Source organism: Arthrobacter sp. 92, from assembly GCF_050260325.1.
GTDB lineage: Bacteria > Actinomycetota > Actinomycetes > Actinomycetales > Micrococcaceae > Arthrobacter.
On sequence record NZ_CP189863.1, the window covers coordinates 1,736,112 to 1,761,980 of the forward strand.

Consider the following 25,869-nt stretch of genomic DNA (forward strand, 5'->3'; position numbering starts at 1 on the left):
GGTCAGTTAGCGGTGTTTTGATTGTTCTGGTGGAAATCTGAAGTCCGGCCCGGCGTCTGGGTTGCGTTTACCGATGCCGGGGCCGGAAACCTGGCCCTGCACGTGGATGACGACGCGGCGGAGGTTCTCCGGCGTCGGGAACTGCTGGAAGCGGAGGTTGGCCTCAAGGGGTCCCGCTTCCAGTACATGAACCAGGTCCACGGCAGCGCGGTGGCTGTTATTGGCGGCCCGGCTGCCAGCCCAGCTGTTGCGAACCCGGTAATAGCCGCCCCCACAGCGGATGCCATGGTATCCATCGGCCTTCCCCTGGCCGTGATGGTGGCTGACTGCGTGCCGGTCGTCCTGGTGGGCGAGACCGAAGCCGGCGAACCGGTTCTGGGTGTGGCCCACGCGGGACGTCCGGGCGTGGCCTCAGGGGTGGTGCCCGGGACGGTAACTGAAATGCGTGCGGCGGGCGCGACCACCATCCGCGCCTGGATCGGCCCCTCCATCTGCGGCTCCTGTTACGAAGTGCCCGGGGACCTGCGCGCGGAAGTCGCCGCCATTGTCCCGGCCACCGGCTCCACCACGTCGTGGGGCACTCCTGCGCTGGACCTCCCGGCCGGCGTTCGCAGCCAACTGGCCAGCCTCGGCGTGACCGTGGAGTACTCCGGCACCTGCACCTTGGAACAGGACGGATTGTTTTCCTACCGCCGGGACAAGCAGACCGGACGCTTCGCCGGGCTGGTGTGGGCCCATGACTGACGCCACCCAGGGGCCGCTCCATCCGGACAAAGCCGGAGAGCGGGGAGAACCGCCGGAGGCTGATGCCCGCACGATAGAGATCCGGAACCGCCTCGCCGCCGTCAGGACGCGTATCGCTGCCGCATGCGACGCCGCCGGACGGAGCGCAGAACCGCCGCAGCTGATTGTGGTCACCAAATTTCATCCAGCCGTCGATATTCGACGACTGGCCGGCCTGGGGATTACCGACGTCGGTGAGAACCGCGACCAGGAAGCTTCGGAAAAAGCCGGGAAGCTGAGCGACCTTGACCTCCGCTGGCATTTCGTTGGCCAACTGCAGAGCAACAAGGCCAAATCGGTGGTGCGGTACGCCCACGCGATTCATTCCGTGGACCGGGCCCAACTCGCCACAGCGCTTGGCCGGGCGATGGCAACAGAGCGGGAGCGCACCGGACGCGGCCCTTTGGAATGCTTCATCCAGGTTAGTCTGGACGAGGAATCGGCCGGCCACAGAGGCGGCGCCAGTGCCTCGCAGGTCCTGCCGCTGGCCGAACAGCTTTCCGGATCCGGGGATCTTCGGCTGGCAGGGGTCATGGCTGTCGCCCCGCTCGGCTCGGACCCGGACCGGGCATTCGAAAAACTCGCCGGAATATCGGCGCGGCTGAGGGCCGAATACCCTGCGGCCACAGCGATTTCCGCAGGGATGAGCCAGGACCTGGAGGCCGCCATCAGGGCCGGCGCGACACACCTGCGAATTGGTTCCGATATTCTGGGTTCGCGTCCCGCCGTGCGGTAGCGTCGAAGTATTGGAAGAGAATGGCGGGGATTCCAATAGTGTCAAGTCAACTCAGCGGCCCGCTTACGGACACGATTAGGAGCCGACCATGGCTGGCGCTCTGCGCAAGACAATGATTTATCTTGGGCTCGCTGATGGCGAAGAGCACTACGAGTCTGAGCATCAAACACCCCATAAGGACGAGGAAGATTCCATGGAGCAGGACCGCGAGGAACGCCGGGCGCCGGCGCCCGTCCGCGAGGTCGTCAGGGAAACTCCGCACGCCGCCGAAGAGGAATATCGCGCACCAGTGACACCTATCAAGCGCGCGGCCTCGAGCCGCGAAGAGTCCACCGGCCTTCGGCAGATCACCACGATCCACCCGCGGTCCTACAACGATGCCAAACTCATTGGCGAAAGCTTCCGTGACGGAATTCCCGTCATCATGAACGTTACGGACATGGGCGAGGCCGACGCCAAGCGCCTGGTCGACTTTTCGGCGGGCCTGGTCTTTGGTCTCCGGGGAAGTATCGAACGGGTCACCAACAAGGTGTTCCTGCTCTCGCCGTCCTACATCGAGGTTATCGGTGACGACAAGAAGGTCAGCGAGACCCAGGCCAGCTTCTTCAATCAGAGCTAGCCCGGATCTCGAATGGATGCCAGGCAGGGACACCTGTCTGGCATCTGTGTTGCAATGGACAAGAGAACGTTGACAGGACACTGCGGTTTCCAGAATGAACATGGAGATATGACTTAACTCATGGGAATTGTTTTTGGACTTGTCTATATCGCTTTATTGTTCATTTTTGTCGCACTGATCATTCGTTTGGTTTTTGATTGGGTCCAGATGTTTGCCCGCGAATGGAAGCCCAGGGGAGTGGCTCTGGTAGCCGCCCACACGGTCTACTCCGTCACAGACCCGCCGCTGAAGGTGCTGAGACGGCTCATTCCGCCCTTGAGGCTTGGCGGTATCTCGCTGGATCTGGGGTTCTTGCTATTGTTTGTGGCAATCAGCGTGGCTATGGCCATTGTCAGGCGATTCGCGTAATTTTCATACCAGCTTGCGATGCAGCGGGTGTCCGGAAGCCGGGCGCACACGGCATGGCGAAAACTCCGGTTTGACACCTCGGTGTTGAATTAGAGGAACCAGACCATATTTAGGTACCGTAGTTTTGACGGCCGGAAGGCCTACTGACTAACTAGACCAACGAGGTGACCAGATGGCTTTGACGCCAGAAGACGTTGTCAACAAGCGCTTTCAGCCGACCAAGTTCCGCGAAGGCTACGACCAGGACGAAGTTGATGACTTCCTGGACGAAATCGTCGTCGAACTGCGCCGCCTGAACCAGGAGAACGATGAGCTTCGTAAGAAGCTTGCCGAGCTTGGTGGCGGAACGCCCGCCAGCGCCGCAGGTGCGGCGCCGGTGGTGGAGAAGGTCCCCACTCCCAAGGCCGAGAAGGATGAAACCCGGGCCAAGGCTGAGGCAGAGGCAAAGGCAGCTGAAGCCAAGAAGAAGGCCGCCGAGCAGCCCGCTGCTGTTGCCGTTCCCGCAGCCGCTCCCGCTGCTTCCACTGCGGTCACGCCCACCGCCGAATCCGCAGCAGGTCTGCTCGCCATGGCCCAGCAGATGCACGACAAGCACGTTGCCGACGGCCAGCAGCAGAAGGAAAAGATCATCGCGGAAGCGCAGATCGAAGCCAGCAGCCTGGTCAACGACGCACAGGAGAAGTCCCGCAAGATCCTGGGTGCCCTGGAGCAGCAGCGGTCCGTGCTGGAGCGCAAGGTGGAGCAGCTGCGCGGCTTCGAGCGCGACTACCGTTCACGCCTGAAGGCCTACATCGAGGGCCAGCTCCGCGACCTGGACGCCCGCGGCTCCGTTGCCGCTCCCGAGCTCAGCGAGGGCAGCCCCGCCGTTTAGCAAGTATTCTGAAAGCCGGTGGCTGAGGATTCCTCGGCCGCCGGCTTTTGCTATTAACCGCCGTTGCGCCAGCCCAGACGTTCAAGGGCAGCAACCTCCGGCCCTGTGCCGGCAATGGAATGAAAGCTTCATGACTGACGAAAAAGCCCCTGCCGACGCGCACCCCTCACCTTCGCATACCCGGCCGCGGAGGGTGGTCCTGCTGTCCCTCTTCGCAGGCTTTGCTGTTTTCGCCTACGTCCTGGACCAGCTCACCAAGCTTTGGGTGACCAGCGCCATGGTGGAAGGGGAACGTATTCCCGTGCTTCCACCGTTGCTCCACTGGTATTACATCCGCAACTCGGGGGCCGCCTTTTCGATCGGCGAGAATGTGACCTGGATCTTCACGATCATCATGGTGGGGGTGTCGGTCGCCATTCTCCTGCAGCTGCGCAAACTGGGCTCAGCATGGTGGGCCCTCGCCCTCGGCCTGCTCCTGGGAGGCGCCCTCGGCAACCTCACGGACCGGCTCTTTCGGCCGCCTGCATTCGCCATGGGTCACGTCGTGGACTTCATCCAGCTTCCCAATTTCGCCATCTTCAACATCGCGGATTCCGCCGTGGTCTCCTCAGTGGTGATCATCTGCCTGCTTACCCTCCGTGGCGTGTCCCTCGACGGCTCCCGCCTGACAAAGAGGAAGGCGGCGCCTCACGATGCCTGACACGTACACCATCCCCGATGAGCTCGCGGGCACCCGGGTGGACGCGGGGTTGGCCCGGCTCATGGGTATCTCCCGTTCGCAGGCGGCAACGTTAATCGCCGAGGGCAACGTGAGGTCCGGCGGCAAGGCGGTGGGCAAATCGTTGAAGCTCGCACCCGGCGCTGTGCTGGAGGTGGTGGTTCCGGATCGGCGGGATCCCCTGGAAGTCGTGGAGGAACTTGTGGAAGGCCTAAACGTCCTGCTGGACGACGAGGATTTTGTTGTTATCGATAAGCCGGTGGGAGTTGCCGCGCACCCGTCCCCGGGCTGGGTAGGGCCCACGGTGGTGGGCGGGCTCGCCGGGCTCGGATACCGGATTTCCACATCCGGCGCACCCGAGCGGGCCGGCATCGTCCACCGCCTCGACGTCGGAACCTCCGGGGTGATGGTGGTGGCCAAGACTGAAAACGCCTACACCGCACTGAAGCGCGCCTTCAAGGAGCGCACGGTGGACAAGGTGTACCACGCCGTGGTCCAGGGTCTTCCGGACCCGCTCGCCGGCACCATTGACGCCCCGATCGGCCGCCACCCGGGTCATGACTGGCGCTTTGCTGTGATCGAGGACGGCCGGGAATCGGTCACCCATTACGAGGTCCTGGAGGCCTTCGGCAAGGCGTCGCTGGTGGAAGTGCACCTCGAGACGGGGCGCACCCACCAGATCCGGGTGCACTTCGCGGCCCTGCGGCACCCCTGCGCCGGTGACCTCACCTATGGCGCGGACCCCCGGCTCGCCGCCACCCTTGGCCTCACCCGCCAGTGGCTGCATGCCCGCCAGCTTTCGTTTGACCACCCACGCACAGGGGAACGGGTCACCGTCACGAGCGAATACCCGCAGGACCTGAAGTACGCGCTGGAGGTCCTGGAGTCCGGGAACGCCTAGAATGGTTCGGTGACTTCCAGCAATGACTCGTTTGTCCATCTCCACAACCACACCGAGTATTCGATGCTGGACGGCGCCGCCCGGCTCGGTGAACTGTTCGACGAAACCGAGCGGCTCGGTATGCCGGCCCTCGCCACGACCGACCACGGTTACCTGTTCGGCGCCTTCGACTTCTGGAAGCGGGCAACGGACCAGGGCATCAAGCCCATCATCGGCGTCGAAGCCTATGTGACTCCCGGGACGGCCCGCACGGACAAGACCCGCGTGCGGTGGGGCGAGGAACACCAGCGCAAGGATGACATCTCCGGCGGTGGCTCGTACACCCACATGACCCTGCTCAGCTACAACAACGTGGGCATGCGGAACCTCTTCCGGGCCTCCTCGATCGCCTCGTTGGACTCGGTCTTCGGCAAATGGCCCAGGCTGGACCGCGAGCTGCTGAACACCTATTCCGAAGGCCTGATTGCCACCACCGGCTGCCCGTCCGGCGAGGTCCAGACACGGCTCAGGCTTGGGCAGTACCGGGAGGCCGTCGAGGCGGCCGCCGAGTTCCGCGACATCTTCGGCGCCGAGAACTACTTCTGCGAACTCATGGACCATGGCCTGGACATCGAGCGGCGAGTCACCGGTGACCTGCTGCGCCTGGCCAAGGAACTGAACCTCCCGCTGGTGGCAACGAACGACCTGCACTACACGCACGAGCACGACGCGAAGGCGCACGAGGCGCTGCTGGCCATCCAGTCGGGTTCCACCCTCCTGGAGCCGACGTACGATAACGGCGGCTCGCGCTTCGCCTTCTCCGGCAGCGGGTACTACCTGAAGTCGCCGCAGGAAATGCGGGAGCTGTTCCGCGACCACCCGCAGGCGTGCGACAACACGCTCCTGATTGCCGAGCGCTGCGAAGTTTCGTTCAACACCGGAGCCAACTACATGCCCCGGTTCCCCTGCCCCGAGGGGGAGGACGAAACGTCCTGGCTGGTCAAAGAGGTCGACAAGGGCCTCCAATACCGCTATCCCCAGGGCATCCCGGACAAGGTCCGCCAGCAGGCCGATTACGAGCTGGAAGTCATCACGTCCATGGGCTTCCCGGGCTACTTCCTGGTGGTGGCCGACTTCATCAACTGGGCCAAGAACAACGGCATCCGGGTGGGGCCCGGACGTGGTTCGGGCGCGGGTTCCATGGTGGCCTATGCCATGCGCATCACGGACCTGGATCCGCTGCACCACGGCCTGATCTTTGAGCGCTTCCTCAACCCGGACCGCGTCTCCATGCCTGACTTCGACGTCGACTTCGATGACCGGCGCCGCTCCGAGGTGATCGACTACGTGACGCGCAAATACGGCGACGAACGCGTGGCGATGATCGTCACCTACGGCACCATCAAGACCAAGCAGGCCCTCAAGGACTCTTCGCGCGTGCTGGGCTACCCGTTCAGCATGGGCGAGCAGCTGACCAAGGCGCTGCCGCCTGCCGTGATGGCCAAGGACATCCCGCTGGCGGATATCCAGAACAAGGACTCCAAGCGCTACAGCGAGGCGGGGGACTTCCGGCAACTGATTGCCACGGACCCGGAAGCCGCAAAAGTCTTCGAGACAGCACTGGGCATTGAAGGCCTGAAACGGCAGTGGGGTGTCCACGCGGCCGGAGTCATCATGTCCTCGGACCCCATCATCGACGTGATTCCGGTCATGCGCCGCTTCCAGGACGGCCAGGTCATCACACAGTTCGACTATCCGACGTCCGAGGGCCTCGGCCTGATCAAGATGGACTTCCTGGGACTGCGGAACCTGACGATCATTTCCGACGCCCTGGAAAACATCAAGATGAACCGGGGGATCGACCTCGACCTTGAGTCCCTGGCCCTGGACGATGCACCCTCCTATGAACTGCTCGCCCGCGGCGACACGCTCGGCGTTTTCCAGCTCGACGGCGGGCCCATGCGGTCCCTGCTCAAGCTGATGAAGCCTGACAATTTCGAGGACATCTCCGCCGTGCTGGCCCTCTACCGGCCCGGACCCATGGGCGCCAACGCGCACACCGACTACGCGCTGCGCAAGAACGGGATCCAGGATGTCATCCCGATCCACCCGGAGCTCGAGGAGCCGCTCTCGGAAATCCTCGGCGGCACATATGGCCTGATCGTCTACCAGGAGCAGGTCATGGCGGTGGCCCAGAAGCTGGCCGGCTATACGCTGGGCCAGGCCGACATCCTGCGCCGCGCCATGGGCAAGAAGAAGAAATCCGAGCTGGATAAACAGTTCGCGGGCTTCTCCCAGGGCATGCAGGACAACGGCTACTCCATGGAGGCCGTCAAGACCCTGTGGGACATCCTGCTCCCGTTCTCCGACTACGCCTTCAATAAGGCGCACTCGGCCGCCTACGGGGTCATCTCCTACTGGACCGCGTACCTGAAGGCACACTACGCACCGGAGTACATGGCTGCCCTGCTCACGTCCGTGGGCGACGACAAGGACAAATCGGCGATCTACCTTAACGAATGCCGTCGCATGGGCATCACCGTGCTGCCGCCTGACGTCAACGAGTCAGCGCTCAACTTCACCCCTGTGGGCAACGACATCCGCTTCGGCATGGGCGCCATCCGCAACGTCGGCGTCAATGCGGTCGAGGCCATGGTGGCTGCCCGCGCCAGCGAGGGCGCCTACACCTCATTCAAGGACTACCTCATGAAGGTTCCGGCGGTGGTGTGCAACAAGCGCACCATCGAGTCGCTGATCAAGGCTGGCGCGTTCGACTCGCTGGGCCACCATCGGCGGGCCCTGGCGATGATTCACGAGGAAGCGATCGATTCGGTCATTACCCTCAAACGCAACGAGGCGATCGGCCAGTTCGATCTGTTCGCCGGCTTCGAGGACCAGGAGCCCGAGGCGTCACTCAGCACGGAAATCCCGGACCTTCCGGAATGGGAGAAAAAGGACAAACTGGCCTTTGAACGGGACATGCTGGGCCTCTATGTCTCGGACCACCCGCTGCAAGGCCTCGAAGGCGTCCTGAGCCAGCACGCCGAGCGGTCCATCACCTCGATCATTGCCGAAGACGGCCCGCAAGACGGCGCGATCGTCACGATCGCGGGCATGATCACCTCATTGAGCCGACGCATCGCCAAGGCCAGCGGAAACGCCTACGCCCGGGCCGAGATCGAGGACCTCGCCGGTTCAATGGAGGTGATGTTCTTCGGCCAGGTCTACGGCCCTATCGCCTCCGTCCTGGCCGAGGACCTCATCGTGGTGGTCAAGGGCCGTCTGCAGCGTCGCGACGACGGTGCGGTCACCTTGAACTGCATGGAACTTTCGGTCCCGGACCTGAGTGAGGGATCCAACGGCCCCGTGGTCATCACCATGGCAACGCACAAGGCCACCGAGGCTGTGGTGAGCGAGCTCGGCGACGTGCTGCGGACCCACCGCGGAAACTCGGAGGTCCGGCTGCACTTGCAGGGTGACACGCGGGTGGAGGTCATGGGCCTGCCGGTGCACTTGCGGGTCAACCCCAGCCCCTCCCTGTTCGGCGACCTGAAGGTTCTGCTCGGCCCGACCTGCCTCGATAACTAAGCCGGCGCGGACCTGGCGATCCCTAGATCTCGTAGTCCAGAGGCACAGGCTGGCTGTAGGCGCCGGAGTGGTAGAGCAGCGGCGTGCCGTCTTCGCCCACGTGCCCTGCGACCACCTCGACAACAACCACCGCATTGTTTTCGAAGGACAAGCGCATCTGGATCTTTCCTATCAGCCAGCCGGCCACATCCTTGAGGATCGGCACCACGTGCGGGCCGAGCTCCCAATGGTCGCCTTCGAACCGGTTCTTGGTCCGCGCAAACCGGTCCGCAAGTTCCTGGTTCTCCAGTCCGAGCATATGTACGCCTATGAACGTGGTGTTGGCTACTGCCGGCCATGAACTTGAGGTCCGCGCCATGTTGAAGGTGAACCGCGGCGGCCGCGCGGAGAGCGAGGCAACAGAGGTTGCGGTGAAGCCGTACGGCACGCCGTTGTAGTTCACCGTGATGATTGCTACCCCGGCTGCGTGCCGCCGGAACATCTCCTTGAACGTGTCCTCGAAGGGTTCCACATGTTCTGAGGCCACTGTGATCGAACTCCCTGCCTAAAGCCGTCTCTGAATGCGTCCCGGGCTGCCAGCGTAGGGTTCCGCGTTAGGCGCACATCATTTGTTGACTCGCCGCGTCATTTGTTTGAGCGGGGTGAACCTTTGTTAATGTTTGTTTCATGACATATCCCGCCGGAAACGGACCCCAACCCCCACTCCACGAGGTTGGCCCGGCCGGCAGTCCGCCCGCCTATGGTGAACATTACCGCTCCGCCGCGGGCTCCGGGGCCACTGCTCCCTGGACTTCCGGCGGGGATCTTCCGGTGCCGAAATCCCGTCAGGGTGGCCCGGTGCTGTGGTGGCCGGCTGTCACCGCGTGCGCCGGTATTCCGGTGGGGCTCCTTTGGTGGTTGCTGGCTCCGGGCGGCATGAACCTGCTCAGTGGCAATCCCGCCCTGGCATCCGGTACTAATACAGGGGGATGGTTGCCCCGGGACCTGGTGCTTGCGGGCCTGTTCCTGTTCGCCGGCTGCCTCACCGGCTTTCTCTTAACCGGCAGAGGCGGCGGGGTCCCGGCGACGGCCCGGATCGTACTGGCGGTCCTTGCGGGAGCGGTGGCCGCCGTCCTCTCCTGGCAGGCCGGAATCCTGGCCAGCCACTGGTGGGGTGCCGCAGAGGACTCGTCCGCCAGTCCGAGCATCGCCTTCTCATTGCGCGCCTATGCGGTCCTGGCCATTTGGCCGGGCGCAGTGGCGGCCGCAGTATTCTTCGCAAGCTTGACCGGCGGCGGCGGCAAGGATGGAGCGCCCGGGGAATGATATGCCGGACGTCGAGCATTAGTCACAGCCAGGGACGCTTCCGCCACCTCACTGCTTGAGGGCGGGCCGGAAGACCCTGTGCCGTTCGCGGATTCCATGGGACGATCCGGTTATGACTGAGAGCCATGAACACGACGCGGCGCACGGGGCGGCGGGGCACGAGGCTCACGACGTCCCCGACGACCTCCCCGATGATCAGGGCACGCCCACCACGCGGGGCCTTCGTACCGTTGGCCAGAGGCGCAGGGACTCGGAGATGAAGCTTGAGCAGCATCTGCAGGAGGCCAGGCGCCTGAAAGAGAGCGGGCATACGGAGCACAAGCCAACGGAGGACGTAGAGGATGAACATCCAGCCACCCCCCGGGACATCCCCGGAAGTTCCGGAAGCTGACGCCCTGGAGCAACAGGAATCCGCCCTCCCCGAAAGCGGGGACGGACTCGCCGGCCTTGACCAGATTCCTAATGGAGTCCCGGAAGCGGACTTTATTGAACAGCGGGAACCGGCCCAGCCCGGGCGCAGCGGCTATGAGGGCATCGAAACCGAAGATGAGGACGAGGCCGCCGAAGCGGACCTCATTGAGCAGGCCACGGGCATCCCGGCTGACAGCGACGAGGACTATCCGGAAGCCTCCGAACCGGAGGGATGAACGGATCATTATCGCGTGGCCTGCCCCGTGCCAGGCCCTGCATCCGGGTTCGGGGCGGGAACCAGGCTTAATAGGGACCGGCGCGGCCGTCGGGGCACGTAAAATGGGCGGGTGACCTTTTCTCCGGACAGCCCCGCCCAGACCACTTCTTCAGCGATAACGTTCCGCACCGTGGACCTGCGGGGTCAGAGACTTTCCCTGGCCGCGCTTCGGGCGGCCGTTCCGCGCGCGCAGCACCAGACCATGGCCGACGCAGAACAGAAAGTCACGGACATCATCCACGCTGTCCGTTCCAGCGGTTATGCCGCCCTGAGCGAGTACGCGCGCACTTTCGACGGGGTTGACCAACAGCATCCGCGCGTTCCGGCCGCGGCCCTGCGCTCGGCGCTGGAGAATCTCGACCCGGCAGTGCGCGCGGCCCTGGAAGAGTCCATCAGCCGCGCGCGGCGGTTCGCGGACGGCCAGCGGCCGCAGAACATCGACGTCGTGCTCGGCGACGGTGCCACCGTCAGCCAAAACTGGGTCCCTGTGGGGCGCGTGGGACTTTACGTCCCGGGCGGACTAGCGGTTTATCCCTCATCCGTCATCATGAACGTGGTTCCCGCACAGGCGGCCGGTGTGGCGTCGATTGCCCTGGCGTCCCCGCCCCAGAAGGACTTTGAGGGACTTCCGCACCCCACCATCCTGGCGGCGGCGGCCCTCCTGGGTATCGATGAGGTCTACGCCATCGGGGGAGCCCAGGCCATTGCGGCCTTTGCCTACGGGATACCCTCATCCGGCCAGGACGAGGCATTGGACCCCGTGGACGTGGTCACCGGTCCCGGCAATATTTTCGTGGCCACCGCCAAGCGGCTCGTCAAAGGCGTCGTGGGCATCGATTCGGAAGCCGGAACCACCGAGATCGCCATTCTGGCCGACGCCGGTGCCAACCCGGGCCTCATTGCCGCGGACCTGATCAGCCAGGCAGAACACGACCCCAGGGCCGCGTCCGTCCTCATCACCGATTCCGAGGCGCTGGCCGCCGCGGTCCGGGACGAACTGGACGTCCAGGCGGCGGCGACCAAACACCGCGACCGCGTGCGGGAGGCGCTGTCCGGGCCGCAGTCCGGAGTGGTGCTTGTTGATGACCTGGACCAGGGCATTGCGGCATGTGACGCGTATGCCGCCGAGCACCTGGAGATCATGACGGCAGAGGCCCCCCGGGTTGCGGCCCGGATCCGCAACGCCGGGGCCATCTTCGTGGGGGAGTACAGCCCGGTCAGCCTGGGCGATTACTGCGCCGGCTCCAACCACGTGCTGCCCACGAGCGGCACGGCGGCCTTTTCCTCCGGGCTCAACGTCACCACCTTTCTGCGGGCCATCCAGGTGATTAACTACAGCAAGTCGGCACTCGAGCAAGTGAGCCGACACATCGTGAGCCTTTCACGTGCCGAAGACCTTCCCGCCCATGGCGACGCAGTCACGGCACGGTTCCCCGCGGGGGAGTAACCACTACATCTGGTAATTACAGGCTTGTTGTTCGGCTATATGTAGTCGTAGACTGATAACGGAAGATAAATTTCCTGCCAAGGAAGCGCGCCGGGAGAACTTCCCGGGGCAAGCCCCGGAAAAGCCCGGGAAGAACTAGGGGAGGAACTGACGTGTACTGCCCGTTTTGCCGCAACCCTGATTCCCGTGTGGTGGACAGCCGCATGACCGATGACGGCTCGGCCATCCGGCGCCGCCGGCAGTGTCCCGAGTGCGGCCGCCGCTTCACCACGGTGGAAACCACCAGCCTCTCCGTCATCAAGCGTTCGGGCGTCGGCGAGCCCTTCAGCCGCACCAAGGTCATCAACGGCGTCCGTAAGGCCTGCCAGGGAAGGCCCGTCACGGAAGACGATCTGGCCCTGCTGGCCCAGGAGGTCGAGGAGACCATCCGAGCCTCGGGCGCGGCCGAGATCGATGCCCACGAAGTGGGCCTCGCCATCCTTAGCCCGCTGCAAAAGCTGGACGAAGTGGCCTACCTTCGTTTTGCCAGCGTGTACCAGGCGTTCGAGTCCCTCGAGGACTTCGAAACAGCCATTTCCATCCTCCGCCACGAGGCGGAAGTAGAGGCGAAGGCCGTCGGCGGCAAGAACGCCGGGGCGAGCCCGCTCTAAGCTCCGGTGGTGGCAGCGGAGGGGAAGCCGAAGCCACCACCGGCACCACCCGCGCCGGACCAGCATGGACCACGGCCCACGCATTAACGTCTTAGGGCCGGAGCAGCTGCTCCGGCCCTAAGACGTTAATGCCGCCGCGGCTGGGGGTTCCCCACCGGGGCCGGGGGCCGGAGCCTGACCCTACTACTTGGCCAGCTTGTGCTTCAACGCGATCTCGATCGCCGCGCCCACGATCCCGGCGTCGTTCTTCAGCTCGGCCGGCACAATCGGCGTGCGGAGCTTCATGTTGGGCAGGTACTCATCGGCACGCTTGGAGATGCCTCCGCCTACGATGAACAGCTCGGGCGAGAACAGGAACTCCACGTGGGAGAAGTAGCGCTGGAGCAGCACGCTGTATTCTTCCCAGCTGAGCCCGTCGCGTTCCCGCGCCACTGCAGAAGCCTTGCTCTCGGCGTCGAAGCCGTCAATCTCCAAGTGACCCAATTCGGCGTTCGGGACCAGCTTGCCGTCGAAGATGAAGGCTGAGCCGATGCCTGTTCCCAGGGTGATCACCAAAACGGTTCCCGAGACCCCTTCGCCTGCACCGTAGCGGGCCTCGGCCAGGCCGGCGGCGTCGGCGTCGTTGATGACCTCCACGGGCCGGCCCAGCCGCTTGGTCAGCAGGGCGTCAATGTCCGTGTTCAGCCAGGACTTGTCAACGTTGGCTGCCGAATGCACCACGCCGTGCTGGATGATGCCGGGGAACGTCACACCCACCGGGGAGTCCGGTGCCGGCGCGTCAGGACGGGACGACAGCTCCTTGACGACCTCTGCCACCACTTCGGCGACGGACTCCGGAGTGGCTGGCTGCGGAGTGGGGACGCGGAAACGTTCGCCCACCAGCTTGCCCTTCTTAAGGTCCACAATGCCGCCCTTAATTCCGGTGCCGCCGATATCAATACCGATCAGCGGGGCGTTCTTGGATGTCTTGTCGTCCTTCTTGGCCAATGTGGTTCCGTTCGTGGCAGGTGGCGGGCGGTGCTCGGTGGTTATAACAGCTGGAGGGGGTCAGGGCAGGGTGAGGATCTCCGCGCCCGTTTCGGTGACCAGGAGGGTGTGTTCGAACTGTGCTGTGCGCTTGCGGTCCCGGGTGACCACGGTCCAGTCATCGGCCCACATGTCCCATTCAACAGTGCCCAGGGTAAGCATCGGTTCGATGGTGAACACCATGCCCGCCTCCATGACGGTGTTGTAGGCCGGAGCCGCATCGTAGTGCGGGATGATCAGGCCGGTGTGGAAGGCCTCTCCAACCCCATGGCCGGTGAAATCCCGGACAACACCGTAGCCGAACCGCTTGGCATAGGACTGGATCGCCCGGCCGATGACGTTGATTTCGCGCCCGGGAGCCACCGCTTTGATGGCCCGGTTCAGCGATTCCCGGGTGCGCTCAACGAGCAGGCGTGATTCCTCGTCGACGTCGCCCACAAGGAAGGTGTAATTGGTGTCGCCGTGGACCCCGCCGATGAAGGCCGTGATATCGATGTTGAGGATGTCCCCGTCCTGCACCACTGTGCTGTCGGGAATGCCGTGGCAGATGACCTCATTCAGCGACGAGCACAGGGACTTGGGGAACCCCCGGTAGCCCAGCGTGGAAGGATAGGCGTGGTGGTCGATGAGGAACTCATGCCCCACCTTGTCGAGCTGGTCCGTGGTGACACCTGGCTGGATGTGCTTGCCCACTTCCACAATGGCCTGCGCCGCGATGCGGCTGGCAATCCGGATCCGCTCGATGGTCTCCGCGGACTTGACCTCCGATCCGGTGAATTTGGCCGGAGCCGGTTTCCCCACGTACTCGGGACGGGGAATGGACGCCGGAACGGGCAGCTGCGGGCTGACGAGTCCGGGGACCAGCGTGCCGGTGGGTGCGGTCGAAGCTAGTGAAGGCATAGATTGATCATATAAGGCACCGTCGGAGCCCATGCAATGGGACCCGGTATCAGGACTCCGCGCCGGTGTTCGTTACGCACACCACATAGGCAGATCACAAGGGGGCAGGCTCCGGGCCTGCCGGGAGAAGGAGCAGGAATGGCTGAATACTGGTACAACGTCAACACCCATGAGGTCGAGGAAGACGCCCTGTCTGACTGGAGCCAGCTGATCGGTCCTTACAAGACCCGCGAGGAAGCCGAACACGCGTTGGAGAAGGTCAAGGCGCGGAACGAGACCTGGGAAAAGGGCGACGAGGACTAGAAGGAGTGTTCCGGGCCGGGGAACTGGCCGGCGCGCACGTCCTCGCCGTATGCCTTGGCCGCCTCGCTCAGCGAGGTGCGCAGGTCGGCGTACTGTTTGACGAACTTCGCCATCTTGCCCCCACGCAGTCCGGCCATATCCTGCCACACCAGCACCTGGCCGGTGGTGGCGTTCCCTGCGCCGATGCCCACCGTGGGAACAGCGACCGCGGCGTCGACGGCGGCTGCAGTTTCTGCCGGGACCATTTCCATCAGCACGCAGAACGCGCCCGCGCCGGCCAGCGCCACAGCGTCGTCAATGAGCCGCTGCGCGTCGTCGCCGCGGCCCTGCACGCGATAGCCGCCGAGGGAATGCTCGCTTTGGGGGGTAAAGCCGATGTGCGCCATGACCGGGATTCCCGCCTGGACCATCGCCCGGACTGTGGCCGCGTAGTACTTGCCGCCCTCAATCTTGACCGCATGGGCCAGGCCTTCCTTCAGGAACCGCACTCCGCTGGCAACGGCCTGCTCGGCGGAGACCTCGTAACTGCCGAAGGGAAGGTCGGCCACCACCAGTGCGCGTTTGGCTGAACGGGCCACTGCGCGGCAGAGCGGAAGCAACTCGTCCACGGTGACGGGAAGGCTGGTCTCGTTGCCGAACACATTGTTGGAGGCGGAATCGCCCACCAGCAGCACCTCGATGCCCGCCTGGTCGAAAATCTCCGCGGTGTACTGCTCGTATGCGGTGAGCATGGCAAAGTGCTCACCGTTGGCCTTGGCCTGCTGCAGGTGGTGGGTCCGAATCCTTGCCACCGGCTTTTTGGTGCCGCCCGACGGCGGCGAGGCCGGCTGGGTGGGCCCGTTGCCGTAGGGAGCAGGTACTTCTGCGGACATGCTGGACTCGGAACTGTTGCTTGTGGCCATGGCTAGAGCGTAATGCGGTACTGCGCGTCCTAGCTACCGGACCGGCCCGGCCCGCCGGTGACAAGCGTCACATGCTGGCCGTTGCCGAAGCCAACTTAGCGGCATTACTGCCCTTCGGTGCTGCCCGCCGTGTTAACGCTGTGTTACGCGGGCCCCCGGCTCCAACATTCGGGCGGAATGCTTAGTAAAGTGATTCCTGAGCTGCCGCCGGTCCGTGGAGTATACGGATATGGCGCATCAAGACGTTGACCCGGAGAAGAGGCCACCATGGACCGCCAGCAAGAGTTTGTCCTGCGGACAATCGAAGAGCGTGATGTGCGGTTCGTGCGTCTCTGGTTCACGGACGTGGTGGGCTCGCTGAAGTCCGTTGCCCTTGCCCCGGCAGAGGTGGAAGGGGCCTTCGAGGAAGGCCTGGGCTTCGACGGCTCGGCGATCGAAGGCCTGGCCCGCGTGTTCGAATCGGACATGCTGGCGCAGCCGGATCCGTCCACCTTCCAGATCCTGCCGTGGCGCGGGGAAACCGAACAGACCTCGCGCATGTACTGCGACATTCTGACCCCCGACGGCGAGCCCTCCGCGGCGGACCCGCGCAACGTCCTCAAACGCACCCTGGCCAAGGCCGCGGATATGGGCTTCACCTGCTACACCCACCCCGAAATTGAGTTCTACCTCCTCAAGTCCCAGGAGCCTGGCCCCGACGGGTCGCCCGTTCCCGTGGACGAGGGAGGGTACTTCGACCACGTTCCGGGCGGCGTCGCCCAGGACTTCCGCCGTACCGCGGTGACCATGCTGGAATCCGTGGGCATCTCGGTGGAGTTCAGCCACCACGAAGCCGGACCCGGCCAGAACGAGATCGACCTCCGCTATGCGGACGCCTTGCAGACGGCGGACAACATCATGACGTTCCGCACTGTCATCAAGGAGGTGGCGCTGCAGCAGGGAACGTATGCCACCTTTATGCCGAAGCCCTTCACCACCCACCCGGGTTCGGGCATGCACACCCACTTTTCCTTGTTCGAGGGCGACAGCAACGCCTTCTACGAAGCCGGAGCCGAGTTCCAGCTGTCCAAGACGGCACGGCAGTTCATCGCCGGGATCCTCAAGCACGCCCCGGAGTTCACCGCGGTCACCAACCAGTTCGTCAACTCGTACAAGCGCCTTTGGGGCGGCGGGGAGGCTCCGAGCTACCTGAGCTGGGGCCACAACAACCGCTCCGCACTGGTGCGGGTGCCGCTGTACAAGCCGGGCAAGGGACAGTCCGCCCGCATCGAATACCGCGGCATCGACTCCGCGGCCAATCCTTATCTGGCCTACGCGGTATTGCTGGGCGCGGGGCTCAAGGGCATCGAGGAGGGCTACGAGCTTCCCGCCGCGGCCGAGGACGACATCTGGTCCCTGAGCTCCGCCGAGCGCCGTGCCATGGGCCACGATCCCCTCCCGGCGAGCCTGCATGATGCGATCCGGGCCATGGAGGACTCGGAACTGATGCCGCAGATCCTCGGCGAGCAGGTTTTCGAGTACTTCCTCCGCAATAAGCGTGCAGAATGGCAGGACTACCGCCTCCAGGTGACGCCCTACGAGCTGCAGCGAAATCTCGGCATCCTCTAGGCGGCCGCGGTGAGCCTCGCCCGCCGCCTCATTTCGGCTGGATTTAGTGACCTGGACAAGAGCGGGCGCTTCCTGGCTGCCCCCGAGCTCGAAGGCATCGACCAGGACGCCCTTTTCGCCGGACTGCAGCTTGCCGCCAGTCCGGACACGGCGCTGCAATCGCTGGTGCGCTTGATCGAGAAGCACCCTGACCTCCGGACACTCGCCGGCGCCGAGCTGGATGCCAGCGAGCCGCTTTACCGCGTCCTGGGGGCGTCCGAGGCCCTCGGCGAGTTCCTGATCCGGCACCCGGAGCACCTTGCAGCATTTGAGGTGGTGGCGAGCCCGGAACCCGTTCCGGCCGATGCGGCCCGGCTGCGGGCCGCACTGCTGCGCTCAGTGCAGGCGGACCCGAGATCCCGGCGGCCTGTTGCGGGGCTGTCCGGCCCGGACGCATACGCAGCGCTTCGGACCGCTTACCGCAGGGGCCTTGTGGACCTCGCCGTCAAGGACCTCTGTGCCGCGGACCCCCTGGACTTCATGCCCGCGGCGGGAGCCGAACTGGCCGACCTGGCCGGCGCCGCCATCGAGGCGGCCCTCGCCGTGTCCAGGGCCGAGGCAGGGGAGAAGTTCGACCCCGGCGAGGTGGCCGCCGTCGGGCTGGCCGTTATTGGAATGGGCAAGTGTGGTGCCCGCGAACTGAACTATATTTCCGACGTCGACGTCATCTACGTGATCGACGCAGGAGGCCTGGAGGACGCCCGGGCCAACACCATCGGCACCGCACTCGCGTCCGGTATCTCGCGTGCAATCATGTCCACAGGACGCGAGCCCGGCCTGTGGGAGGTGGACGCCAACCTGCGTCCGGAGGGAAAATCGGGACCGCTGGTGCGGACACTGGCATCGCACGAGAGCTACTACGCGCGGTGGGCCGAAAGCTGGGAGTTCCAGGCGCTCCTCAAGGCGAGGACCATCGCCGGCGATGCCGTGCTGGGCGCCAGATACGAGGCGGCCGTCACCCCACTGATCTGGGCCTCGGCGAACCGCGAGGGCTTCGTGGAGTCTGTCCAGGCGATGCGGCGCCGGGTCACGGAGAACATTCCCTCCGACGAGGAACAACGCCAGATCAAGCTGGGACGCGGCGGGCTGCGCGACATTGAATTCACCGTGCAGCTGCTCCAGCTGGTTCATGGAAAAGCGGACGAGTCCCTGCGCCGCCGGGACACCACTTCTGCCATCGCGGCACTCTCAGCCGGCGGGTACATCGGCCGTTCGGACGCTGCGGAGTTCGACCAGGCCTACCGTTACCTGCGGCTGCTGGAACACCGGATCCAGCTTTTCCAGCTGCGCCGTACCCACCTGATGCCGGTGCGGGACGACGCCTTGCGGGCGCTGGCCAAAGCGGTGCTGGGCCCCTTCTCAAGCGAACGGCCCCCGCCTTCCGCGCTGATGGCGGACTGGCAGAAAACCAAGCGTTCGGTGCGGGAACTGCATGACCGCATTTTCTACCGCCCGCTGCTCAATACCGCGGCCAAGCTCAGCAGCGAGGACGCCCGCCTGACGCCGGAGGCGGCTCAGGGCCGCCTGGCCGCACTGGGCTACCTGGACCCGCAGGGAGCCATGCGGCACATCGAGGCACTCACCGCCGGGGTCAGCCGCCGGGCCGCCCTGCAGCGCCAGTTGCTGCCCATCCTGCTGGGCTGGCTGGCCGACGGGGTCGATCCCGACGGCGGCCTGCTGGCATTCCGGCGGGTCAGCGAGGCGCTGGGAACCACGCACTGGTACCTGGGGATGCTGCGTGATTCGAGGGCCGCCGCCGAGCGGCTGTGCCATGTGCTGGCGAACTCCCGGCTGATTGCGGACCTCCTGGAGGTCTCACCGGAATCGGTGGCGTGGCTGGGCACCGATAAAGAGATCGCACCACTTAGCTTTGAGGCGCAATGGCTGGAGATCACCTCGAAGATGTCGCGCCATGCGGATCCCGAAAGCGCCATGAGGCTCATCCGGCTCATCCGCCGCCGGGAAATCCTGCGGGTGGCCATCGCCGACAGCGCGGGCCTGCTGGATCAGGACCAGGTGGGCACTGCCCTTGCCGACGCCGACAGGGCCGCTGTCCTGGGAGCCCTCAGGGTTGCCGAAGCCATCGTGGCGGCCGAGGGACCGCTGAAGACACGCGTCCTGGTGGTGGCCATGGGAAGGCAGGGCGGCCGGGAGATCGGCTACGGCTCGGACGCGGATGTGATGTATGTCCACCGGGGACTGCCCGGCGTGCCCGAGGAGGAAGCCCAGAACCAGGCCGCCCAGATTGTGGGCCACATCTCTAACCTGCTGACGCAACCCCTTAAACCCGCCATCCTGGCCGAGCGGGTGCTGATGGTGGACGCCGATCTCCGGCCCGAAGGAAAAAGCGGCGCCATGGTGCGTTCGCTGGAGTCTTATGCCGAGTATTACCGCAGGTGGTCCCTGGTATGGGAAGCGCAGGCACTGCTGCGGGCCCGTCCGATGGCGGGGGATGACGACCTGGCCGCCGATTTCGTCAAACTCATCGATCCCATCAGGTACCCGGCGGAGCTCTCCGAGAAGGACGTGCGGGAGATCCGCCGCATCAAGGCGAGAGTTGAATCAGAGCGCCTTCCCCGCGGAGCGGACCCGGCACGCCACCTGAAGCTGGGCCGGGGAGGCCTGAGCGACGTCGAATGGCTGGTCCAGCTCCTTCAGCTCCAACACGCCGGGAAGCATCCGGAACTGCGGACCACCTCCACTGTCCTTGCGCTGGGAGCTGCGGCGTCGCTGGGGTTCCTGGATGAAGGGGAAGCCGAGCTCCTGCTCGCTGCCTGGCACCTCGCCAGCCGTATCCGCTCAGCCAATGTGATCTGGACCGGGCGCGCGTCCGACCTCCTGCCGTCCTCCCGGCGGGACCTTGAGGCCGTGGCCCGCTGGTGCGGGTACAAGCCGGGCAAGGCCGCCGCGCTGGAGGAAGACTACCTGCGGCTCAGCAGGCGAGCCCGGGCGGTCTTCGAGCGGGTATTCTACGGCCAGTAGGCCCTGACGCGGAGACTGCGGGCGCCGGTCCCGCGCTTGGGTAAGCTTCTGGGGTGTTGGAAAATGTGTGGCTGCTGCCGCTGAAAATGCTCGACGGCGACGCCCGTGCCATCAAGCTCGGGGAAGTCGCTGAGCTTGAGCTCGGCCAGGGCCAGAACCTTTTTGTCGGGGACCCGCTGCGGATGATGCTCATGGCGTTGGAGGAGGAGTCGCGCTACCCGTTCATCATTGATTCCGGCGGCTCGGCTGTTGGCGTCTGCACGCTCCAGACGGGTGCAGCCACCTTGGCGGGCTGGACTGATGACGAATCGGCCTGGCTGCTCCGCGGCTTCCTCATCGACCGGCGAAGGCAGGGCCAGGGCCTCGGCAGCCTCGCTGCCGCTGCGGCGGTCCGGGAGGCCGCGAGACTGACCGCCGCCCTGACGGGCGGCCAGGCCGGCGTCGTGCTTTCCGTCAATGAACTGAACCCGGCCGGGCGGGCGGCTTACCGAAAAGCGGGATTCGAGGACCGCGGCCGCTATGTGGGCGGCGATGCCGGCCCGCAGCGCATCATGTACCGGTGGTTTTAGACAAAAGAGTCCGCCCGGGCTGCCGTTGCTGGCAGCCCGGGCGGACTCTTTGCGGACTAAACCGCGTCAGCCCAATGCATTGTGACTAGACGCCGTAGTAGAGCTCGAACTCGTACGGGTTCGGGCGCAGCGAGAGCGGACGGATCTCGTTCTCGTACTTGTATTCGATCCAGGTGTCGATCAGGTCCTGGGTGAACACGCCGCCGGCCTGCAGGAACTCGTTGTCCTCGGCCAGTGCGTCCAGGGCCTCCTCCAGGCTGCCCGGAGCCTTCGGGATGTCCTTGGCTTCCTCGGCCGGGAGCTCGTAGAGGTCCTTGTCGATGGGAGCCGGCGGTTCGATGCGGTTGCGGATGCCGTCAATGCCGGCCATCAGCTGTGCGGCGAACGCCAGGTACGGGTTGGAGGAGGGGTCCGGCGCGCGGAACTCGATGCGCTTGGCCTTCGGGTTGGAGCCCGTGATCGGAATGCGGATACCGGCGGAGCGGTTGCCCTGCGAGTAAACCATGTTGACCGGAGCCTCGAAGCCCTTGACCAGTCGGCGGTAGGAGTTGACGGTCGGGTTGGTGAAGGCCAGGACAGCCGAAGAGTGCTTCAGCAGGCCGCCGATGTACCAGCGGGCCATGTCGGAGAGGCCGGCGTAGCCCTTTTCGTCATAGAACAGCGGATCGCCGTTGTTCCAGAGTGACTGGTGGCAGTGCATGCCCGAGCCGTTGTCACCGAAGACCGGCTTCGGCATGAAGGTCACGGACTTGCCCCAGGCATCAGCGGTGTTCTTGATGACGTACTTGAACTTCTGCAGATCATCAGCCGCGTGGGTCAGGGTGGTGAACTTGTAGTTGATCTCGGCCTGGCCTGCGGAGCCTACCTCGTGGTGGCTGCGCTCGACCTCAAGGCCGGCCTCGTCCAGGGCGACGCACATGGCGTCGCGCAGGTCAGCCTGCTTATCGGTGGGGGAGACCGGGAAGTAACCGCCCTTGACGGGGGTCTTGTAGCCGAGGTTTCCGCCTTCTTCTTCGCGGCCGGTGTTCCAGTGGGCTTCCTCGGAGTCGATCTTGTAGAAGCTGCCCTGCGGAGAGGACTGGTACTGGACGTTGTCGAACACAAAGAACTCGGCTTCGGGAGCGAAGAACGCGGTGTCGGCGATGCCGGTTGAGGCGAGGTAGGCTTCAGCCTTCTCGGCCACGCCGCGGGGGTCCCGGTGGTAGGGGTCACCGGTGCGGGGGTTCACGATGGAGAAGTTCAGCGCAAGGGTCTTTTCCATGCGGAACGTGTCCAGGAACGCGGTGGTGACGTCCGGGATGAGCTGCATGTCGGACTCGGCGATGCCCTGGAAACCGCGAATGGAGGATCCGTCGAAGAGCTGGCCGTTGACGAAGAAGTCCGCGTCAACGCTCTTGGCCGGCACGTTGAAGTGCTGCTGGACGCCAGGCAGATCGGTGAAGCGGATATCGACGAATTTAATATCTTCGTCCTTGATGAACTTGAGGACTTCGTCCGCAGTCTTGAACATCTATGCTCCTTACGCATATGAAAATAGCTGGCTGGAAAGCCGTGTGGTCCAGCGCGATCGGACAGCGGAAAACACAAAAATTCCCCGCTCCTAGGCCGCTAGCAACTGTTACCACCCTAAGGACATGGCATTTCCCTGCCGTGTCCGCATTGTTTCAGGCAGGTTACAGAATGCCCTGCTGTGTAAACCGTAGTCGGTGTCCACTCTGTGGCCTATTGGCTTCCACAGTATGAACCCACCTGAAAGGCTAGTCTTGATGTGTGGTTGATCGCAAAGACATAGGCTCATGGCTCACCGGCCCGGACACGTCCGGCATCTCCAAGTACCCAGGGGAGCGGTTGGGGCTTCCCGAATCCGGCCCCGGGTCCATTGCCCGTGCGGGGCGCAGGATTTTGGCCATCTGCATCGACTGGGGGATCGCGTTGCTGATCAGCAATTTCGCCTTCGCCGGTAACTCCTGGGCCACCCTGGCGGTCTTTGCGGCGGAACAGATTCTCCTTATTGGGACGCTGGGGTACAGCATCGGCCACCGCGCGCTGGGAATCCATGTTGTGCGGCTGGGCGGAGGGCCGGCTGGTCCGCTTGCCGCCCTGGTGCGCAGCCTGCTGTTGTGCCTGGTAATCCCCGCCGTCATTTTTGATCCCGACCACCGGGGACTTCACGACAAGGCGGTGAACACCGTTCTGGTGCGCATGTAAGCGGCTGGCACGGTTCTTAAAGCAAACGCCCCGGGTCCGGACTCATTCCGGGCGCCGGGGCGTTTTAATGGCTCTTACCGGCCGCGGGAGGGCCGTGCTTTGTAGGGGTCGATGCCCTTGGGAATGGGCAGGCGGTTTCCGCCGAGAGAGGAGATGCGCTTGGACACGGCGCTCACCTCGATCTTGGTCAGTTCATTGTTCAGCTTGTTCATCTTCCTGGCGATCTGGCTGATGGGCACCTGGCCTTCGCCGCGTCCACTCTCGATCACGTGGACGGTGACGTTCGGCAGGATTCGCGCCAGGCGCTTGCGCTCGGCCTCCACCAGCGGACGGACGCGGTGCGAGGGACCTTCGCTTACCAGAACGACGCCGGGGCGCCCGATGGCGCGGAACACGGCGTCCTGCGTGCGGGGGTTCACGGCGACGGGCTGGTCCTCGGTGATCCAACCCCGCTTCAAGGTTCCCAGGGCGGCGCCCGAGGCCCCCGGCTGGTTTTCGATCTGCGCGAACGCTGCGCGCTCGGCCCGGCGCGAAAGGATGAGCGTTGCGGCCAGCAAGCCAAGCGGAATGCCGATGATGAGGCCGGTGATCCAGTTTTCCAGCAGGAAGCCCACCAGGAAGCTGACAGCCACGACTCCGAGGAAGGCCAGCAGCATGAGCCACACGACCATCGGGTCGTGGCGGCGGGTCATCTGGAAGACCTCGGTGATCTGCTTGAGCCTGCTGGGCTTCTTGACCTTTGCTTCTTTGGGCTTGCGCGAGAAGAGGCCACGCTTCGGCGCGTCAGAGGCTGCCGGAGTCGGTTTGCTGGAATCAGGGGAATTCGCCATAGTGCTCTAATTCTACGTGATTGATGGCTGAGGGCCGGCACCGGAGATCTCCGGTGCCGGCCCTCAGCCGGGTTCATTGCAAAGGAGCCTAGGAGTGCGCCGCGATCAGTGAGCTGGCTTCCTGGCGGGTACTGCCGGAGCTTTCGATGTGCGCGAGCTCGGCCGGTATTTCCCAGCCCTTCTTGCGCATCGCGGTGGCCCAGAGCCGCCCGGCCCGGTAGGAGGAACGCACCAGCGGGCCGGACATGACACCGAGGAAGCCGATCTCGTCCGCTTCCTGCTGGAGATCCACGAACTCCTGCGGCTTGACCCAGCGGTCCACCGGCAGGTGCCGCTCGGACGGGCGAAGGTACTGGGTGATGGTGATCAGGTCGCAGCCGGCCTCGTGCAGGTCCCGCAGCGCCTCGGAGATCTCCTCGCGGGTCTCGCCCATGCCCAGGATCAGGTTGGACTTGGTGACCATGCCGAGCTTGCGCCCCTGCGTGATGACGTCCAGGGACCGCTCGTAGCGGAACGCGGGACGGATGCGCTTGAAGATCCGGGGCACGGTCTCCACGTTGTGGGCGAACACCTCGGGCTTGGAGTCGCAGATGGCCTGGATGTGTTCGGGTTTGCCGGAGAAGTCCGGGATCAGCAGTTCGACGCCGGTGCCCGGGTTCAGCTCGTGGATCTTGCGGACCGTTTCGGCGTAGAGCCAGACTCCCTCGTCTTCGAGGTCGTCGCGGGCCACACCGGTCACCGTGGCGTAGCGCAGCTGCATGGCCTGGACGGAGCGGGCCACCTTGGTGGGCTCGAAGACGTCCACGGGGGAGGGCTTGCCGGTGTCGATCTGGCAGAAGTCGCAGCGGCGGGTGCATTCGGAGCCGCCGATCAGGAAGGTGGCCTCCTTGTCTTCCCAGCACTCAAAGATGTTGGGGCAGCCGGCCTCCTCGCACACGGTGTGCAGGCCTTCCTTTTTGACCAGCTTCTTGAGCTGCACGAACTCGGGGCCCATCTGGACCTTGGCCTTGATCCATTCCGGCTTGCGTTCCACCGGTGTGGCCGCATTTCGCTGCTCGATGCGCAGCATTTTCCGGCCTTCTGGTGCCAGTGTCACAGTAGAGCTCCTTCGTGGGTTGCAACTAGCGCTTCTTCATTGTTCCGCAGTTCTTCGGTGATCCGCGACACGAGGTCGGCCGGGGTGACGTCGCGGCCCGTTTCCTGGGCGATGGTGGTGACTCCGGCGTCGGTGATGCCGCAAGCGATGATCTGGGCGTAAGGGGCCAGATCGTTGTTGCAGTTGATGGCGAAGCCGTGCATGGTGACACCGTCATGCACCCGGATCCCGATCGCGGCGATCTTGCGGGCCGGCCCCTTGTGGTCAGCCTCTATCCATACGCCGGCGCGGCCCTTGATCCGAACGGCCTCGATGCCGTAATCAGCCAAGACGGCGATGATGACCGCCTCGATGCGCTCGACGTAATCCCGGATGCCCGCCCGGTTCTTCAGCTTGATGATGGGATATCCCACCAGCTGGCCCGGCCCGTGCCAGGTGAGCTTGCCGCCGCGGTCCACAGCGACCACTGGCGTGCCGTCAAAGGGGCGTTCGTGGTCTTCGGTTCGTTTACCCGCCGTGTAGACGGCGGAATGTTCAAGCAGCAGTACGGTGCTGGGTGCGGCGCCGGCGACGACTTTTTCGTGGAGCTCGCGCTGGAGATCCCATCCGCGCGTGTAGTCGACGAAATCCGGGGCGAGACCCAGCTGTGAGAACTCAAGAGTCATGGCATCCAGCTTAGTCCCCGCCCGGCGTCGAACCCGATTCTGTGCTTA

General features: G+C 64.6%; 26 protein-coding genes. 18 read left to right on the forward strand and 8 right to left on the reverse strand.

Going from position 1 to position 25,869, the window contains the following annotated elements; translation table 11 throughout:
* Positions 1–21 precede the first annotated feature (21 nt).
* The 8 genes from ACP4XC_RS07960 (at position 22) to dnaE (ending at position 8,603) form a co-directional block, all read left to right on the forward strand.
* The gene (locus tag ACP4XC_RS07960) at positions 22–744 is read left to right on the forward strand and encodes a polyphenol oxidase family protein (RefSeq protein WP_427174359.1); all 723 of its coding nucleotides are present in this window, start codon (positions 22–24) and stop codon (positions 742–744) included.
* On the forward strand, positions 737–1,519 hold the full coding sequence (locus ACP4XC_RS07965; protein ID WP_427174360.1) for a YggS family pyridoxal phosphate-dependent enzyme: 783 nt from the start codon (positions 737–739) through the stop codon (positions 1,517–1,519). The genes ACP4XC_RS07960 and ACP4XC_RS07965 overlap by 8 nt, the downstream gene beginning before the upstream one ends.
* A gap of 88 nt (positions 1,520–1,607) precedes the next feature.
* Positions 1,608–2,138, forward strand: coding sequence for a cell division protein SepF (locus tag ACP4XC_RS07970; RefSeq protein ID WP_427174361.1), 531 nt, complete (start codon positions 1,608–1,610; stop codon positions 2,136–2,138).
* 120 nt (positions 2,139–2,258) lie between these two features.
* Entirely contained in the window at positions 2,259–2,546 is a 288-nt protein-coding gene (locus tag ACP4XC_RS07975) for a YggT family protein (RefSeq protein ID WP_427174362.1), read from the forward strand.
* Positions 2,547–2,718: 172 nt separating this feature from the next.
* Positions 2,719–3,417: a DivIVA domain-containing protein gene (locus tag ACP4XC_RS07980; RefSeq protein WP_427174363.1), complete on the forward strand. Its 699-nt coding sequence runs from the start codon at positions 2,719–2,721 to the stop codon at positions 3,415–3,417.
* Positions 3,418–3,547: 130 nt separating this feature from the next.
* Positions 3,548–4,117: a signal peptidase II gene (gene lspA, locus ACP4XC_RS07985; RefSeq protein ID WP_427174364.1), complete on the forward strand. Its 570-nt coding sequence runs from the start codon at positions 3,548–3,550 to the stop codon at positions 4,115–4,117.
* The gene (locus tag ACP4XC_RS07990) at positions 4,110–5,036 is read left to right on the forward strand and encodes an RluA family pseudouridine synthase (protein ID WP_427174365.1); all 927 of its coding nucleotides are present in this window, start codon (positions 4,110–4,112) and stop codon (positions 5,034–5,036) included. The genes lspA and ACP4XC_RS07990 overlap by 8 nt, the downstream gene beginning before the upstream one ends.
* A gap of 9 nt (positions 5,037–5,045) precedes the next feature.
* Positions 5,046–8,603 (forward strand): DNA polymerase III subunit alpha, encoded by a 3,558-nt coding sequence (dnaE, locus tag ACP4XC_RS07995; protein WP_427174366.1) that lies wholly within the window; start codon positions 5,046–5,048, stop codon positions 8,601–8,603.
* Between the two features lie 22 nt (positions 8,604–8,625).
* Here dnaE and ACP4XC_RS08000 read toward each other — a convergent pair whose 3' ends face one another.
* Positions 8,626–9,084, reverse strand: coding sequence for a flavin reductase family protein (locus ACP4XC_RS08000; protein WP_427175054.1), 459 nt, complete (start codon positions 9,082–9,084; stop codon positions 8,626–8,628).
* 329 nt (positions 9,085–9,413) lie between these two features.
* On the opposite strand from ACP4XC_RS08000, the gene ACP4XC_RS08005 reads away from it, so the two are divergent.
* From ACP4XC_RS08005 to nrdR, 5 genes are all read left to right on the forward strand, one after another.
* The gene (locus tag ACP4XC_RS08005) at positions 9,414–9,908 is read left to right on the forward strand and encodes a hypothetical protein (protein WP_427174367.1); all 495 of its coding nucleotides are present in this window, start codon (positions 9,414–9,416) and stop codon (positions 9,906–9,908) included.
* Positions 9,909–10,020: 112 nt separating this feature from the next.
* Positions 10,021–10,299, forward strand: coding sequence for a hypothetical protein (locus ACP4XC_RS08010; RefSeq protein WP_427174368.1), 279 nt, complete (start codon positions 10,021–10,023; stop codon positions 10,297–10,299).
* A complete protein-coding gene (locus ACP4XC_RS08015; protein WP_427174370.1) occupies positions 10,250–10,555 on the forward strand; it encodes a hypothetical protein in 306 nt (101 codons plus the stop codon). The genes ACP4XC_RS08010 and ACP4XC_RS08015 overlap by 50 nt, the downstream gene beginning before the upstream one ends.
* Before the next feature lie 111 nt (positions 10,556–10,666).
* Positions 10,667–12,043 (forward strand): histidinol dehydrogenase, encoded by a 1,377-nt coding sequence (gene hisD / locus ACP4XC_RS08020; RefSeq protein ID WP_427174371.1) that lies wholly within the window; start codon positions 10,667–10,669, stop codon positions 12,041–12,043.
* Between the two features lie 152 nt (positions 12,044–12,195).
* Positions 12,196–12,693 carry a transcriptional regulator NrdR gene (gene nrdR / locus ACP4XC_RS08025; RefSeq protein WP_427174372.1) on the forward strand — a complete coding sequence of 166 codons (498 nt, stop codon included), beginning with the start codon at positions 12,196–12,198 and terminating at the stop codon, positions 12,691–12,693.
* Between the two features lie 183 nt (positions 12,694–12,876).
* Here nrdR and ppgK read toward each other — a convergent pair whose 3' ends face one another.
* On the reverse strand, positions 12,877–13,680 hold the full coding sequence (gene ppgK / locus ACP4XC_RS08030) for a polyphosphate--glucose phosphotransferase (protein WP_427174373.1): 804 nt from the start codon (positions 13,678–13,680) through the stop codon (positions 12,877–12,879).
* Between the two features lie 60 nt (positions 13,681–13,740).
* Complete coding sequence (gene map, locus ACP4XC_RS08035; RefSeq protein WP_427174374.1) at positions 13,741–14,619, reverse strand: type I methionyl aminopeptidase; 879 nt, start codon at positions 14,617–14,619, stop codon at positions 13,741–13,743.
* 138 nt (positions 14,620–14,757) lie between these two features.
* Between map and ACP4XC_RS08040 the strand changes: the two genes are divergently transcribed.
* Entirely contained in the window at positions 14,758–14,922 is a 165-nt protein-coding gene (locus tag ACP4XC_RS08040) for an SPOR domain-containing protein (RefSeq protein ID WP_427174375.1), read from the forward strand.
* Here ACP4XC_RS08040 and panB read toward each other — a convergent pair.
* Entirely contained in the window at positions 14,919–15,824 is a 906-nt protein-coding gene (panB, locus tag ACP4XC_RS08045) for a 3-methyl-2-oxobutanoate hydroxymethyltransferase (protein WP_427174376.1), read from the reverse strand. The two genes, ACP4XC_RS08040 and panB, sit on opposite strands and share 4 nt — an antisense overlap.
* Positions 15,825–16,091: 267 nt before the next feature.
* Here panB and glnA (ACP4XC_RS08050) point away from each other — a divergent pair, with 267 nt between their 5' ends.
* Genes glnA (ACP4XC_RS08050) through ACP4XC_RS08060 form a run of 3 tightly spaced genes read left to right on the forward strand, consistent with a single transcriptional unit; the run spans position 16,092 to position 21,022 of the window.
* Complete coding sequence (glnA, locus tag ACP4XC_RS08050) at positions 16,092–17,432, forward strand: type I glutamate--ammonia ligase (RefSeq protein ID WP_427174377.1); 1,341 nt, start codon at positions 16,092–16,094, stop codon at positions 17,430–17,432.
* A gap of 9 nt (positions 17,433–17,441) precedes the next feature.
* A complete protein-coding gene (locus tag ACP4XC_RS08055; RefSeq protein WP_427174378.1) occupies positions 17,442–20,453 on the forward strand; it encodes a bifunctional [glutamine synthetase] adenylyltransferase/[glutamine synthetase]-adenylyl-L-tyrosine phosphorylase in 3,012 nt (1,003 codons plus the stop codon).
* Between the two features lie 53 nt (positions 20,454–20,506).
* Positions 20,507–21,022 carry a GNAT family N-acetyltransferase gene (locus tag ACP4XC_RS08060; protein ID WP_427174379.1) on the forward strand — a complete coding sequence of 172 codons (516 nt, stop codon included), beginning with the start codon at positions 20,507–20,509 and terminating at the stop codon, positions 21,020–21,022.
* Positions 21,023–21,107: 85 nt separating this feature from the next.
* On the opposite strand, the gene glnA (ACP4XC_RS08065) is transcribed toward ACP4XC_RS08060, so the two are convergent.
* The gene (glnA, locus tag ACP4XC_RS08065; RefSeq protein WP_427174380.1) at positions 21,108–22,532 is read right to left on the reverse strand and encodes a type I glutamate--ammonia ligase; all 1,425 of its coding nucleotides are present in this window, start codon (positions 22,530–22,532) and stop codon (positions 21,108–21,110) included.
* Between the two features lie 260 nt (positions 22,533–22,792).
* On the opposite strand from glnA (ACP4XC_RS08065), the gene ACP4XC_RS08070 reads away from it, so the two are divergent.
* On the forward strand, positions 22,793–23,230 hold the full coding sequence (locus tag ACP4XC_RS08070) for an RDD family protein (protein ID WP_427174381.1): 438 nt from the start codon (positions 22,793–22,795) through the stop codon (positions 23,228–23,230).
* Positions 23,231–23,304: 74 nt separating this feature from the next.
* Here ACP4XC_RS08070 and ACP4XC_RS08075 read toward each other — a convergent pair whose 3' ends face one another.
* The 3 genes from ACP4XC_RS08075 to lipB all read right to left on the reverse strand — a co-directional run bounded on the left by ACP4XC_RS08075 (position 23,305) and on the right by lipB (position 25,830).
* Positions 23,305–24,060 (reverse strand): DUF4191 domain-containing protein, encoded by a 756-nt coding sequence (locus tag ACP4XC_RS08075; protein ID WP_427174382.1) that lies wholly within the window; start codon positions 24,058–24,060, stop codon positions 23,305–23,307.
* Positions 24,061–24,148: 88 nt separating this feature from the next.
* The gene (gene lipA, locus ACP4XC_RS08080) at positions 24,149–25,156 is read right to left on the reverse strand and encodes a lipoyl synthase (RefSeq protein ID WP_427174383.1); all 1,008 of its coding nucleotides are present in this window, start codon (positions 25,154–25,156) and stop codon (positions 24,149–24,151) included.
* Positions 25,153–25,830, reverse strand: a complete 678-nt coding sequence (gene lipB, locus ACP4XC_RS08085; RefSeq protein WP_427175055.1) for a lipoyl(octanoyl) transferase LipB — start codon at positions 25,828–25,830, stop codon at positions 25,153–25,155. Before lipB ends, lipA begins: the two co-directional genes overlap by 4 nt.
* Positions 25,831–25,869: the final 39 nt, after the last annotated feature.

Coding starts and splice junctions, on each gene's coding strand:
- ACP4XC_RS07965 (WP_427174360.1), top strand. CDS start 737: ATGACTGACGCCACCCAGGGGCCGCTCCATCCGGACAAAGCCGGAGAG.
- ACP4XC_RS07970 (WP_427174361.1), top strand. CDS start 1,608: ATGGCTGGCGCTCTGCGCAAGACAATGATTTATCTTGGGCTCGCTGAT.
- ACP4XC_RS07975 (WP_427174362.1), top strand. CDS start 2,259: ATGGGAATTGTTTTTGGACTTGTCTATATCGCTTTATTGTTCATTTTT.
- ACP4XC_RS07980 (WP_427174363.1), top strand. CDS start 2,719: ATGGCTTTGACGCCAGAAGACGTTGTCAACAAGCGCTTTCAGCCGACC.
- lspA (WP_427174364.1), top strand. CDS start 3,548: ATGACTGACGAAAAAGCCCCTGCCGACGCGCACCCCTCACCTTCGCAT.
- ACP4XC_RS07990 (WP_427174365.1), top strand. CDS start 4,110: ATGCCTGACACGTACACCATCCCCGATGAGCTCGCGGGCACCCGGGTG.
- ACP4XC_RS08000 (WP_427175054.1), bottom strand. CDS start 9,084: ATGTTCCGGCGGCACGCAGCCGGGGTAGCAATCATCACGGTGAACTAC.
- ACP4XC_RS08010 (WP_427174368.1), top strand. CDS start 10,021: ATGACTGAGAGCCATGAACACGACGCGGCGCACGGGGCGGCGGGGCAC.
- ACP4XC_RS08015 (WP_427174370.1), top strand. CDS start 10,250: ATGAACATCCAGCCACCCCCCGGGACATCCCCGGAAGTTCCGGAAGCT.
- map (WP_427174374.1), bottom strand. CDS start 14,619: ATGCCTTCACTAGCTTCGACCGCACCCACCGGCACGCTGGTCCCCGGA.
- ACP4XC_RS08040 (WP_427174375.1), top strand. CDS start 14,758: ATGGCTGAATACTGGTACAACGTCAACACCCATGAGGTCGAGGAAGAC.
- panB (WP_427174376.1), bottom strand. CDS start 15,824: ATGGCCACAAGCAACAGTTCCGAGTCCAGCATGTCCGCAGAAGTACCT.
- glnA (WP_427174377.1), top strand. CDS start 16,092: ATGGACCGCCAGCAAGAGTTTGTCCTGCGGACAATCGAAGAGCGTGAT.
- glnA (WP_427174380.1), bottom strand. CDS start 22,532: ATGTTCAAGACTGCGGACGAAGTCCTCAAGTTCATCAAGGACGAAGAT.
- ACP4XC_RS08075 (WP_427174382.1), bottom strand. CDS start 24,060: ATGGCGAATTCCCCTGATTCCAGCAAACCGACTCCGGCAGCCTCTGAC.